This is a genomic window from Flavobacterium sp. N2820, assembly GCF_025947285.1.
Lineage (GTDB): Bacteria > Bacteroidota > Bacteroidia > Flavobacteriales > Flavobacteriaceae > Flavobacterium.
The window spans coordinates 1,419,108-1,431,296 of the sequence record NZ_CP110008.1 but is presented as its reverse complement, the minus strand read 5'-3'; the positions used below and the strand labels follow the sequence as shown (position 1 = coordinate 1,431,296).

Genomic DNA, 12,189 nt, shown 5'->3' with positions numbered 1-12,189 from the left:
ACTAGTTATCGATTTTTATTGAAGCCCATAAAGTTGATAAGCTTGCAATCATTAAACCAAATGTTCCTAAATTTATTTCTTTTCCAGTAATAAGAGAATAAATAAAAATTCCAAAAATCAAAACAGTCATAAATATTAATAGATGATATGCAATTTTAGTTTGCATAAAAGACTTTTTATTAACAATTACACCTCCATCGAATTTTATTAACTTCTTTTTTACTGCTTTACAGAAATTAATAAATATTTCACTGTTACAAAAAATATCATTAGAACTATAATAAATTGACTTACCATTTTTAAGATTTAGTTTTAAGCCAGCACCTTTAATAAAATGTAGTTTAAAACTTTTTATATCGTTAAAATTTATCGTAGAATCATTAATTTTTAATTTATCATCAAATAATATAAAATTTGATTTTAGTACTATTTTTTTTCTTAAAAAGAAAAAAGAAATTACCGTTAGAAATAATGAAAAAATAGCTGAAATTAATTTTGATAAAAATAACATCAAAAGAATTGTACTTGAAAAAAAAATGCTTAAAAGGGATATAAAAAAAAGAAATATTGAAATTGGTCTAGTGTGTTCTACATCATAGAATTCTTTTTTCATAATTACTTTTTTGATGATAAAAATTAATTACTCCTGTTCGTAACGTTCTATTTCTCTATCGTAGAATTCACCAGCAATGGTAATTAAATGTTCCATTTCCGATTCTAATTCTTTTTCGTCTTCTTCTTCGATGTCTTCTAAAAATTCTACTTCGTCATCTTTTAAATTGATTACAAATCGTGGATATTCTAAATGGATTACGAAAATATCTTCAGGAAAATCAGTATTATCTCCAATTACAAATTTTGGTAAAGTCATGGTTTTATGTTTTTAATTTATTTTTATTGTTGTTGCACTTGAACTTGTCCCGAAGCTTCGGGATTGGTTTGTCCATCAACCAGTTTTTTAGTTAAATAATTAAAGCGAATATACAAAAATAGTGCTGCAGCTGTTAATCCGGCTAAAAGGCCAATCCACACACCAACTGCTTTTAATTCGGTTTCCAATCCTAAATAAATTGAGATAGGAAATCCAATTACCCAATAGGCTACAAACGTAATATACATTGGAATTTTAGCATCTTGTAATCCACGAAGCGCTCCTAAAACCACTACTTGCAAGCCATCAGAAATTTGAAAAACAGCGGCAACCAAAAGCAAATTTGCTGAAATTGCTATTACTTCTAAGTTTTTGGTTAGGTTTTCCGCATCATTTATGTCTACAAAAATATAGGGTAAAGTGGTGTGTAAAGCCACAAATAGTAAGGCAAAAACCACTTCGATTATTATTGTTAATAAGAAAATAGATATTGCTACTTTTCGTAAGGTAACATAATCATTTAATCCTTTTTGATTTCCAATACGAATCATCGCTGTAACACTCAATCCCATAGCAAACATAAAAGTAACGGATGCCAAACTTAACGCAACTTGATTTGCAGCTTGACTAGTGGTTCCAATCATTCCACACAACCAAATTGCTCCTGTAAATAATGCCACTTCAAAGAACATTTGCATGGCAGAAGGCATTCCAATTTTGATGATTTTTTGGTTGACCTCTTTTTTAATTTCTTTTAAGCTAAAACCTTTAAAATAAGGATGGAATTTTGGTTTTAGATTCATCATATAATGCATAAAACCCAACATCACAAAACGAGAAGCAATAGTTCCAATGGCTGCTCCAACAATACCTAATTCAGGAAAAATCCAAATCCCATAAATTAAAAAATAGTTGATAACCACGTTGGTGATATTTCCAATTATGGTTGCCCACATCGAATATTTAGTTTCACTCAAACCGTCTGCAAACTGTTTGTACGCTTGGTACATAATTAACGGAATTAACGAAAAACCTACGATATCTAAGTACGGTTTTGCCATATCGACAACTGCTTCGGGTTGTCCCATGTAAGCAATAAGTGGTTTCGAAAAGAAAATCAAAGTAAATAATGCTACGCCTAAAATTGTACACAAATACAATCCGTGATGAAACGCAGAACGACCGCCAGCAACATCGTTTTTTCCATCTGATTCGGCAACCAAAGGTGTAATTGCAGTTGAAAATCCAATTCCTAATGACATTGCAATAAATACAAAACTATTTCCTAATGAGACTGCAGCTAACTCGGTTGGGCCTAATTTTCCGACCATAATATTGTCCACAATTCCCACAACGGTATGACCAACCATACCTAAAATAATAGGGTAGGCTAATTTTAAGTTATAAGAAAATTCTTTGGTGTAGTCAGAAAAAGTCATTTTGGCAATTTTGAGGCAAAGGTAGTTATTTTGAAAATCAAAGCAAGAAAAAACCCGACAGGATTCAGAATCTTGTCAGGTTTAATTATTGTGAATTGAATTTATTTTTTAATGTTTGGATTTATGGTATCGCTTTCGATAATTCCATCACGTAAACGAATGATTCTGTGTGCGTAAGCTGCAATATCTTCTTCATGTGTTACTAAGATTACTGTGTTTCCGTTGGCGTGAATTTCGTTGAATAAATTCATTATTTCCACCGAAGTTTTACTGTCTAAGTTTCCAGTTGGTTCATCGGCTAAAATGATTGAAGGTTTGTTTACCAAAGCTCTCGCCACTGCTACACGCTGACGTTGACCACCTGAAAGTTGATTAGGTTTGTGATCCATTCTGTCGTTTAAGCCAACTTGTGTTAGTACTTCGGTAGCACGTTCCACACGTTCTGATTTAGAATGACCTGCATAAACCATCGGTAAAGCTACATTATCCAAAGCCGTTGTTCTTGGCATTAAGTTAAAGGTTTGAAAAACGAACCCAATTTCTTTATTACGAATTCCTGCCAATTCATCGTCTTGCATTTCACTTACGTGTTTTCCGTTCAAAATGTAAGTTCCAGAAGTTGGCGTATCCAAACAACCTAAAATATTCATTAATGTTGATTTTCCAGAACCTGAAGGTCCCATCAATGCTACATATTCGCCTTTATTGATTTCTAAATCGATGCCTTTTAACACATAAACGATTTCGTTTCCTAAAGGAAAATCTCTTTTGATATTGGTTATTTTGATTAACGGATTTGCCATAATGAAATTAGAATTTAGAAGTTTGAACTCAGAAAATTGACTTCAAAACTATCTATAAGTAGAAAAAGAAAGGATTTTGTTACAACTAAAATCGAATTCTTTCAAACAAGTGTGAACTAATCGTTTTATTCGGATTAATGATAAAATGTTCCTTTTCTTGTTCGGTTCTAAAAAAGACAATTCCCCATTGAAATGTGTCAATTGTGACCGAAACCTTTGGATGATTTTTTATGATTTTCCAAACATCTTCCATGTCGGTTGACCAATGAATGTCATCAAAAATCCAAACGGAATCATTTGAAACCGTTGGAAGTAAGGCTTCAAAGTACTCTAAAGTCGCTTTTTTGGAATGGTTGCCGTCGAAATAGATCAGTTGGCAGTGTTCAGTGTTGAGCGGGCAGTTTTTAAAATAATTTGAAAATTCAGTAGTTACAAATTCAATATTTTGAAAATTTGAATTTTGCTTTTGTAATTGAACTTGCGCTTGTTTTTGTGTATTTGTGCAACCTTCTAAAGTGATAATTTTTGTATTTTCATTTGCTAAAGAAAGTGCTGAAGTGGCCAAACCTAATGAAGTACCAATTTCTAAAACGCTTTTTGGTTGAAAATAACGAACGATTCTAAAAAGCAATTCGGCATTTTTTGGAGTAATTCCAGCGGTTTGTGCGATTTTTGAAATTGCTCTAACGTTCGATTTAAAAACTCTTGAACCTGCACCAAAATCGGTTACTTCAATCGTATTTTTATTTTCTAAAAGCGATTTTCGGTACGATTTTAAGGTTTTGTATTCTGAATATTTTGTGTTGTCATAAAAACATTTCGTAACCAAATCAAACACAAATGGCGAATGTATTCCATGTTCGTTTTTGGAATGGAAAAGAAATTTCAGGTATGATTTAATTATAGTCACAGTTTTCAGTCACAGTTTTCAGTCACAGTTTTCAGTCACAGTTTTTCCTTCGTACTGAGACTGAGACTTCAAACTAGTTTTTATTCCATTTTCGAACTCAACTCAAACCAACGTTCTTCTTTTTCTTCTAACGATTGAATGATTTTTTGCAATTCATTTGCTTTTGCTTCAATCTTATCATCAGAAACTTTTCCGTCGGCGAATTCTTGTTCGATTTGTTTTTTGTTGTATTCTAAATCTTTGATTTCGCGTTCTAATTTATTGAATTCCTTTTGTTCGTTGAAATTCAAACCAGCTGAAGCAGTATTTTTTTCTTTCCAACTTACTTTTTCCGTACTTACATTTGAAAGTGTTTTTGGTTCAGCCGAATCTTCATAACTTCTAAAATCAGAATAATTCCCAGGGAAATCTTCAATTTGACCTTCGCCTCTAAAAACAAATAGGTGATCCACAATTTTATCCATAAAATAACGGTCGTGACTCACCACTAATAAACATCCAGGAAAATCTAAAAGGAAACTTTCTAAAACATTTAAAGTTACAATATCCAAATCATTTGTTGGCTCATCTAGAATCAAGAAATTCGGATTTTGAATTAAAACCGTACATAAATACAAACGTTTCAATTCGCCACCACTTAATTTTTCTACAAAATCGTATTGTTTTTTCGCATCAAATAAAAAGCGTTCCAATAATTGTGAAGCCGAAATAATTTTACCTTTAGTCAACGGAATATATTCGCCATATTCTTTGATGATATCAATTACTTTTTGTCCTGGTTTTGGGTTGATGCCACTTTGTGTGTAATAGCCAATTTTAATCGTATCACCAATAATTACTTTACCAGAGTCAGGTTGAATCGTTTGGGTTAAAATATTTAAAAAAGTCGATTTTCCTGTTCCGTTTTTACCAATAATTCCAATGCGTTCGCCTCGTTGAAACGAATAGGTAAAATCGTCCAAAATTTTTCTATCTGGAAAACTTTTATTTAGTTTTACCATTTCGATAATCTTGCTTCCCATGCGTTCCATGTTGATTTCGAGCTCTACTACATTCTCTTTTCTTCGGCTTTCGGCTTTTTCTTTAATGACGTAAAAATCATCTTGACGCGATTTTGATTTGGTAGTTCTAGCTTTTGGTTGACGACGCATCCAAGCCAATTCTTTTACGAATAAGTTTTGCGCTTTATCGATACTCGCATTTTCAGAAGCCAAACGTTCTTCTTTTTTCTCTAGATAATACGAATAATTGCCTTTGTATTGGTATATTTTTCCGTTATCTAATTCAATGATTTCATTACAAACACGTTCCAAAAAGAAACGGTCGTGCGTTACCATAAATAACGTGATATTTTCTTTTGCAAAATAATCTTCTAACCATTCAATCATCTCTAAATCAAGGTGATTGGTTGGCTCGTCTAAAATCAATAAATCGGGTTTACTAATCAAAATAATTGCTAAGGACAAACGCTTTTTTTGTCCACCCGACATGTTTTTGACTTTCATTTTCAAGTCTTCCAACTTCAGTTTGTACAAAATTTGCTTGAATTGCGTTTCAAAATCCCAAGCATTGTGTCTGTCCATATCATCAAAAGCACGTTGATATGCTTCCTCATCATTCGGATTTTCTAAGGCTTTCTCGTAGCGTTCAATTACTTTCAAAATTTCATTATCCGAAGCAAAAATATTTTCCTCAATAGTTAATTCGTCTTGCAAATTATTATTTTGCGACAAAAAGGCCATGTTAATCTCTTTTCGAATCACCACTTGTCCAGTGTCGGGTTCATCTAAGCCATTAATCATGTTCATAATGGTGGTTTTTCCCGAACCGTTTTTAGCGATAAAAGCTATTTTTTGATCTTTGTTAATGCCAAACGAAACGTCTTTAAAAAGAATACGTTCGCCATAAGATTTGGAGATATTTTCGACTGATAAGTAATTCATAATATAATTTAGAAATGCAAAAATAGTTTATTGTATCTAAAGATTATAGATTATTTCCTAACTTTGTGAAAATGCATTTTATGACTTCCAAAAAGAAAAATAAAATAGAAGAACCAGCAGAAGCTTACGAAGTAACTCCTAAAAGTGAAGTTATTGCGAGTAATGATGCTTGGGAGCAATTGCCAGAACATGTCCAAAAAGCAATTGAGCTGGGTATTGAACAAGCAGACAAAGGTCTTGTTTTTACTCATGAAGAAGTTATGTCTAATTTGAAAAAGAAATATCCTTTTTTGAATGGAATATAAGGTTGTTTGGGTTCCTTTAGCTGTTGAAACTTATATGGAAGAAATTGATTTTATTTATTTAAAATGGAATCAAAAAGAAGTTGATGCTTTTGTCATGTTAGTTGATAAAAATTTAAAAAGATTATCGATTAATCCTTTAATTGGTCAAATTCATAAAAATGTTTACAAAATAGTTATATCCAAACAAACATCATTATTTTATAAGATTATTGAGAAAGATAAAAAGGTTGAATTAGTGTATTTTTGGAACAACAAAAAAGATTCTCAATAAATCATGCAACTATCCGTAATCATTCTCAACTATAATGTGCGCTATTTTTTAGAGCAATGTGTTTTTAGTGTTCAAAAAGCATTGGAAGGCATTGATGGTGAAATTATTGTCATTGATAATGCTTCGTCTGATGATAGCTGCGAGATTATGAAAACCAAATTTCCGCACATCAAACTCATTGAAAACGAAGCAAATTTAGGTTTTCCAAAAGGAAATAACATCGGAGTTGCTCAAGCTAAAGGGGAATACATTTGCATCTTAAATCCTGATACCGTTGTTGCAGAAGATACTTTTTCAAAAATACTGAACACTAAAAACTGGCAACTGAACACTGGAATTATCGGTTGTAAATTAATCGACGGTGCAGGAAATTTCCTTCCCGAAAGCAAACGTGGTGTTCCAACGCCTTGGGTGGCTTTTACAAAGATTTTTGGATTGTATAAAATTTCCAATTTTTTCGGAAAATATTACGCCCAACATTTATCCGAAAAAGAAACTGGTAAAGTTGATATTTTAGTCGGAGCTTTTATGGTAATGAAACGTGAATTATATCTGGAAGTAGGTGGTTTTGATGAAAATTGCTTTATGTATTCCGACGATATCGATTTGAGTTATTTGGTGTTGAAAACTGGAAAATCGAATTATTACTTTCACGAAACTTCTGTGATTCATTATAAAGGAGAAAGTACCGTTAGAGATGGAACTTATATGAAACGTTTCCGTGAAGCAATGCAATTTTTCTACAACAAACATTTTAAAAGATCATGGTTTTTTGATGTCATGATGCAAGTAGGAAGTTTTGTTTTTAGTCTTTTGAAGAAGAGTCAGCAAAAAAATGAAGTTCGAATTATTGATGAATATGTCGTTTTTTCAAGAAAAAATAGAGAACTTAATCTATCAAAAAAAACAAATTATTTATCTGATTTTAATCAATTTGAGAACCAATCGTATAAAAACATTGAAATAATATTTGATACCACTACTTTTAGTTTTGATGAAATTATTACTTTTATGCAGTTAAATAAGCGTAAAAATCTAAGTTTCAAAAATTATATTTTGAGTTCGAATTATCTAATTGGAAGCAATAATTCGAACGATAGAGGACAAATAATTTTGTTGTAAAAAATTATTGATTTCTTTAAAAATCGAATGAAAAATTAGTATTTTTGCAAACCAAATACAAAAACACAACTTTAGTTTAAAGATATGGCAAAGTTTGAATTGAAATTACCTAAAATGGGTGAAAGTGTTGCAGAAGCAACCGTAACCAACTGGTTAAAAAAAGTTGGAGATAAAATTGAAATGGACGAAGCAGTACTTGAAATTGCTACTGATAAAGTAGATAGCGAAGTGCCTTCAGAAGTTGCAGGAACACTTGTTGAAATTTTATTTAATACCGATGATGTAGTTCAAGTAGGACAAACGATCGCTATTATCGAAACTGAAGGCGGTGCTGTTGCATCAACTCCAGAAGTTAAAGCAGACGCTCCAGTCGCAGTTTCAGAAGTAGCAAAAGGGGTTGAAGTAGCAAAAGAAACTGTAGCACCAGCTGATTTTTCAGCGTCAGAAAAATTCTTTTCGCCATTAGTAAAAAATATTGCAAAAGAAGAAGGAATATCTTTAGCTGAATTAGAGGCAATTGCTGGTTCTGGTAAAGATGGCCGTGTAAACAAAGAAGATTTATTAAATTACATTAAAAATAGAGGAAGTCAGCCTGCAGTTGTTGCAACTCCAGCGGTGGCTCCAAAAGCAACTCCAGCTCCAGTAGCTCAAGCCGTTCCGGTTTCTGTAAATGGTGGTGACGAGATTGTGGAAATGGACAGAATGCGTAAGTTGATTTCGGGTTACATGGTAGCTTCGGTACAAACTTCGGCTCACGTTCAATCATTCATTGAAGTAGATGTTACGAACATCGTAAAATGGAGAGATAAAGTGAAAGCTGCTTTCGAAAAGAGAGAAGGTGAGAAGTTAACTTTTACACCAATTATGATGGAAGCGGTTGCAAAAGCATTGAAAGATTTTCCAGGAATGAATATTTCTGTTGATGGTGATTTTATCATCAAACGTAAAAATATCAATTTAGGAATGGCAGCTGCTTTGCCAAACGGAAACTTAATTGTTCCTGTAATTAAAAACGCAGACCAATTGAATTTAGTGGGTATGGCAAAAGCGGTAAACGATTTAGGAAACCGTGCAAAAGCAGGAAAATTAAAACCAGACGATACACAAGGCGGAACTTATACAGTTACGAATGTAGGAACTTTTGGTTCTGTTTTTGGAACGCCAATTATCAATCAACCACAAGTAGGTATTTTAGCTTTAGGTGCGATTAGAAAAGTACCTGCGGTTATTGAAACTCCTGAAGGTGATTTCATTGGAATCCGTCAAAAAATGTTTTTATCGCACTCTTATGATCATAGAGTTGTTGATGGAGCGTTAGGAGGAAGTTTCGTTAAGCGTGTAGCAGATTACTTAGAAGCTTTTGATGTGAATAGAGATTTTTAATCAGAAAATAAATTTATAAGTAAACCCGATAGTTTTTAAAAGCTGTCGGGTTTTTCTATCTTTGCATTATATAAAATCGCTATGGAATTAAAATTAACACGCCCTATCTGCTTTTTTGACCTTGAAACTACTGGAATTGATGTGGCAAGAGACCGAATTGTAGAAATCTCAATATTTAAAGTATATCCAAACGGAAATAAAGAAAGTAAAACTTGGTTGGTAAATCCGACGATTCCAATTCCGCCACAAACTACGGCTGTGCATGGAATTACCGATGAAAAAGTAGCCAATGAGCCAACATTCAAAGAGTTAGCAACGCAAGTTCATAACATGATTAAAGATTCTGATTTGGCTGGATTTAATTCGGATCGATTTGATATTCCGCTTTTAGCCGAAGAATTATTGCGTGCTGAAGTTGATTTTGATATGAAAAACCGAGTTTCTGTCGATGTACAAACGATTTTCCATAAGATGGAAGAACGAACTTTAAGTGCAGCATACAAATTCTATTGCGGACAAAGTTTAGAAAACGCACACAGTGCCGAAGCGGATACGATGGCAACTTACGAAATCTTAAAATCACAATTGGATCGCTATGAGAATTTAGAAAATGATATGAAATCATTATCTGAATTTACAACACGAAAAAAATCAGTTGACTTTGCAGGATTCATTGCTTTGAATAATGAAGGTAAGGAAATTTTTACTTTCGGAAAACACAAAGGAGCTTTGGTAGATGATGTTTTTGATAAAGAACCAGGTTATTTCGGTTGGATTCAAAACGCTGATTTTCCGTTATATACCAAAAAAGTTTTGACGGCTATTAAATTGAGAAAGTTAAACACTAAAAGCTAGAAGCTGGAAGAAGTTTGCTTCCATCTTCCAATAAGAATGATATGAAAATAATCTGTATCGGTCGCAATTATGTGGACCATATTTCGGAATTAAACAATGAAAAACCTACAGAACCTGTAATTTTCATGAAACCTGATACAGCGGTTTTGCCAAAGAAAACACCGTTTGTAATACCGGCTTTTAGTGATGATGTGCATCATGAAGTCGAAATTTTAGTAAAAATTTGCAAAGTTGGAAAATATATCAGTCCAAAATTCGCACATAAATATTATGAAGAAATTGGATTAGGAATTGATTTTACAGCAAGAGATGTTCAAAGTAAGTTAAAAGAAAAGGGTTTGCCTTGGGAGAAAGCGAAATCATTTGACCATTCAGCGGTTATTGGTGCCTTTTTGTCGAAAAAAGATTTTTCTTCTGTAGAAAATATTAACTTTGAGTTAAAATCAAACGGTCATTCCGTTCAAGTGGGTAACACAAATTTAATGTTGTGGAAAATAGATGAGTTAGTCGCTTATGTTTCTCAATATTTTACATTAAAAAAAGGAGATATTATTTTTACAGGAACTCCCAAAGGTGTTGCCAAAGTTGTTGAAGGTGATGTTTTAGAGGGTTTTATTGAAGATAAATCAATGTTTAAAATTCAAATCAAATAGTATGGCTTTACAGTATAATCTTGCAAAAGTGTATGAAATTTCTGAAAATGATACCGAGTTTGCCTTGCAAATTGTAACTTTGTTTTTAGAAGAAGTACCTGCTGAAATGAAGTCAATAAAAACTGCAATTGAAGAAAAAGATTATACTAGAACTTATGCTGCTTGTCATAAAATTAAGCCTACACTAGATTTATTAGGAATGGATATGGCATACGAAGAAAATCTTCAAATAATGACTTGGTCAAAAGCGGAAGGAAAGCGAAAGGAAATTAAAGAAGTTTTTAAATCATTAAAAGACAGAATCGACTTAGCTATAAAAGAAATCAAAAAAGATTTTAAACTATAATTCCCAATTCCCAAACTATAATTATTACCTATGAAAGCCACAATTGTTACTATTGGCGACGAAATCCTTATTGGTCAAATTGTTGATACAAATTCGTCTTACATTGCCAAAGCTTTAGATAAAATTGGAATTGCCACCCATGAAATGTTATCAATATCTGACGATAAAGAGCATATTTTAAACACATTTCAAAAACTACAAAATAAGGTTGAGGTTGTTATTATTACGGGTGGATTAGGACCAACAAAAGACGATATTACTAAAAAAATCTTTTGCGATTATTTTGAGGATACTTTAATTGAAAATGAGGCTGTTTTGCTACATGTTAAAGAAATTATCGAAGGTTTTTACAAACGTCCAATTACACAGATTAATAGAGAACAAGCTTTAGTTCCTACAAAAGCAAAAGTGCTTTTTAATAAAGCAGGAACCGCTCCTGGAATGTGGATGGAGAAAGAAGATACCGTTTTTATTTCGTTGCCAGGCGTTCCCTATGAAATGAAGTATTTGATAGATAACGAGGTAATTCCTAATTTAGTTCAAAAATATGAACGCCCATATATTGTACATCAAACTATTATGACGTATGGTCGTGGTGAAAGCATGATTGCGGAGCAAATTGAAGAATGGGAAGATAATTTGCCAGATTTTATCAAATTAGCCTATTTGCCAAGTCCAGGAAAAGTAAGATTACGATTAACAGCTCGTGGAAATAGCAAAGAAATTCTTCAAAATGAAATAGAAAAACAAGTCCAATTACTTGATTTATTGATTCACGATATTATTGTAGGTTATAATGAAGATGAACCTATTGAATTTGTTTTAGGTAAAATATTAACCGAAAAAAAATTAACATTAGCCACCGCAGAAAGTTGCACAGGCGGAAAAATAGCTGCAACTTTGTCTGCAGTTTCAGGAGCATCTAATTATTTTAAGGGAAGTGTAGTAAGTTATGCTTCGCAAACGAAAATAGATGTTTTAGGTGTCTCTAAGGAAACAATAGATAAATACAGTGTAGTTAGTGCTGAAGTGGCAAAAGAAATGGTGCTGGGTATTCAAAAACTAACACAAGCTGATTATGCTATTGCCACCACTGGAAATGCGGGTCCAGCAAAGGGTGATTCGAATGCAGAATTGGGTACAGTTTTTATTGCAATTGCTTCACCAAATGATGTGTTTATTGAAGAGTTTAACTTTGGTCAACCCCGCGAAAAGGTAATAGATAGGGCGGTTGGTAAAGCATTGGAACTCATTTATAAAGAAATTTTAAAAAAATAACAAAAGATAG

The 12,189-nt window shown here is 32.6% G+C and carries 14 protein-coding genes; 8 read left to right on the top strand and 6 right to left on the bottom strand.

Going from position 1 to position 12,189, the window contains the following annotated elements; genetic code table 11:
- Window position 1: 1 nt before the first annotated feature.
- The 6 genes from OLM52_RS06880 to OLM52_RS06855 form a co-directional block, all read right to left on the bottom strand.
- Window positions 2–613: a hypothetical protein gene (locus OLM52_RS06880; protein ID WP_264550388.1), complete on the bottom strand. Its 612-nt coding sequence runs from the start codon at window positions 611–613 to the stop codon at window positions 2–4.
- A gap of 27 nt (window positions 614–640) precedes the next feature.
- Window positions 641–871 carry a hypothetical protein gene (locus tag OLM52_RS06875; RefSeq protein ID WP_264550387.1) on the bottom strand — a complete coding sequence of 77 codons (231 nt, stop codon included), beginning with the start codon at window positions 869–871 and terminating at the stop codon, window positions 641–643.
- 23 nt (window positions 872–894) lie between these two features.
- Complete coding sequence (locus tag OLM52_RS06870; RefSeq protein ID WP_264550386.1) at window positions 895–2,310, bottom strand: MATE family efflux transporter; 1,416 nt, start codon at window positions 2,308–2,310, stop codon at window positions 895–897.
- Window positions 2,311–2,411: 101 nt separating this feature from the next.
- Window positions 2,412–3,113: an ABC transporter ATP-binding protein gene (locus OLM52_RS06865; RefSeq protein WP_264550385.1), complete on the bottom strand. Its 702-nt coding sequence runs from the start codon at window positions 3,111–3,113 to the stop codon at window positions 2,412–2,414.
- An 85-nt stretch (window positions 3,114–3,198) separates the two neighbouring features.
- Entirely contained in the window at window positions 3,199–4,023 is an 825-nt protein-coding gene (locus OLM52_RS06860; protein WP_264550384.1) for an O-methyltransferase, read from the bottom strand.
- Between the two features lie 80 nt (window positions 4,024–4,103).
- The gene (locus tag OLM52_RS06855; protein ID WP_264550383.1) at window positions 4,104–5,966 is read right to left on the bottom strand and encodes an ABC-F family ATP-binding cassette domain-containing protein; all 1,863 of its coding nucleotides are present in this window, start codon (window positions 5,964–5,966) and stop codon (window positions 4,104–4,106) included.
- Window positions 5,967–6,046: 80 nt separating this feature from the next.
- Between OLM52_RS06855 and OLM52_RS06850 the strand changes: the two genes are divergently transcribed.
- The 8 genes from OLM52_RS06850 (at window position 6,047) to OLM52_RS06815 (ending at window position 12,179) form a co-directional block, all read left to right on the top strand.
- Complete coding sequence (locus OLM52_RS06850) at window positions 6,047–6,271, top strand: hypothetical protein (protein WP_264550382.1); 225 nt, start codon at window positions 6,047–6,049, stop codon at window positions 6,269–6,271.
- The gene (locus OLM52_RS06845) at window positions 6,261–6,542 is read left to right on the top strand and encodes a type II toxin-antitoxin system RelE/ParE family toxin (RefSeq protein WP_264550381.1); all 282 of its coding nucleotides are present in this window, start codon (window positions 6,261–6,263) and stop codon (window positions 6,540–6,542) included. Before OLM52_RS06850 ends, OLM52_RS06845 begins: the two co-directional genes overlap by 11 nt.
- A 3-nt stretch (window positions 6,543–6,545) precedes the next feature.
- Complete coding sequence (locus OLM52_RS06840; protein ID WP_264550380.1) at window positions 6,546–7,664, top strand: glycosyltransferase family 2 protein; 1,119 nt, start codon at window positions 6,546–6,548, stop codon at window positions 7,662–7,664.
- Window positions 7,665–7,748: 84 nt separating this feature from the next.
- Window positions 7,749–9,047 carry a dihydrolipoamide acetyltransferase family protein gene (locus OLM52_RS06835; RefSeq protein ID WP_264550379.1) on the top strand — a complete coding sequence of 433 codons (1,299 nt, stop codon included), beginning with the start codon at window positions 7,749–7,751 and terminating at the stop codon, window positions 9,045–9,047.
- Between the two features lie 81 nt (window positions 9,048–9,128).
- A complete protein-coding gene (locus OLM52_RS06830; RefSeq protein WP_264550378.1) occupies window positions 9,129–9,902 on the top strand; it encodes a 3'-5' exonuclease in 774 nt (257 codons plus the stop codon).
- A gap of 41 nt (window positions 9,903–9,943) precedes the next feature.
- Window positions 9,944–10,555 (top strand): fumarylacetoacetate hydrolase family protein, encoded by a 612-nt coding sequence (locus tag OLM52_RS06825; protein WP_264550377.1) that lies wholly within the window; start codon window positions 9,944–9,946, stop codon window positions 10,553–10,555.
- Between the two features lies 1 nt (window position 10,556).
- Window positions 10,557–10,901, top strand: coding sequence for an Hpt domain-containing protein (locus OLM52_RS06820; protein WP_262317896.1), 345 nt, complete (start codon window positions 10,557–10,559; stop codon window positions 10,899–10,901).
- 30 nt (window positions 10,902–10,931) lie between these two features.
- Window positions 10,932–12,179: a CinA family nicotinamide mononucleotide deamidase-related protein gene (locus OLM52_RS06815; protein ID WP_264550376.1), complete on the top strand. Its 1,248-nt coding sequence runs from the start codon at window positions 10,932–10,934 to the stop codon at window positions 12,177–12,179.
- Window positions 12,180–12,189 lie beyond the last annotated feature (10 nt).

Excerpts from the sequence above, each read along its gene's own strand:
- OLM52_RS06880 (WP_264550388.1), bottom strand. The coding sequence starts at position 613 with ATGAAAAAAGAATTCTATGATGTAGAACACACTAGACCAATTTCAATA.
- OLM52_RS06875 (WP_264550387.1), bottom strand. The coding sequence starts at position 871 with ATGACTTTACCAAAATTTGTAATTGGAGATAATACTGATTTTCCTGAA.
- OLM52_RS06870 (WP_264550386.1), bottom strand. The coding sequence starts at position 2,310 with ATGACTTTTTCTGACTACACCAAAGAATTTTCTTATAACTTAAAATTA.
- OLM52_RS06865 (WP_264550385.1), bottom strand. The coding sequence starts at position 3,113 with ATGGCAAATCCGTTAATCAAAATAACCAATATCAAAAGAGATTTTCCT.
- OLM52_RS06855 (WP_264550383.1), bottom strand. The coding sequence starts at position 5,966 with ATGAATTACTTATCAGTCGAAAATATCTCCAAATCTTATGGCGAACGT.
- OLM52_RS06850 (WP_264550382.1), top strand. The coding sequence starts at position 6,047 with ATGACTTCCAAAAAGAAAAATAAAATAGAAGAACCAGCAGAAGCTTAC.
- OLM52_RS06845 (WP_264550381.1), top strand. The coding sequence starts at position 6,261 with ATGGAATATAAGGTTGTTTGGGTTCCTTTAGCTGTTGAAACTTATATG.
- OLM52_RS06840 (WP_264550380.1), top strand. The coding sequence starts at position 6,546 with ATGCAACTATCCGTAATCATTCTCAACTATAATGTGCGCTATTTTTTA.
- OLM52_RS06835 (WP_264550379.1), top strand. The coding sequence starts at position 7,749 with ATGGCAAAGTTTGAATTGAAATTACCTAAAATGGGTGAAAGTGTTGCA.
- OLM52_RS06830 (WP_264550378.1), top strand. The coding sequence starts at position 9,129 with ATGGAATTAAAATTAACACGCCCTATCTGCTTTTTTGACCTTGAAACT.
- OLM52_RS06825 (WP_264550377.1), top strand. The coding sequence starts at position 9,944 with ATGAAAATAATCTGTATCGGTCGCAATTATGTGGACCATATTTCGGAA.
- OLM52_RS06820 (WP_262317896.1), top strand. The coding sequence starts at position 10,557 with ATGGCTTTACAGTATAATCTTGCAAAAGTGTATGAAATTTCTGAAAAT.
- OLM52_RS06815 (WP_264550376.1), top strand. The coding sequence starts at position 10,932 with ATGAAAGCCACAATTGTTACTATTGGCGACGAAATCCTTATTGGTCAA.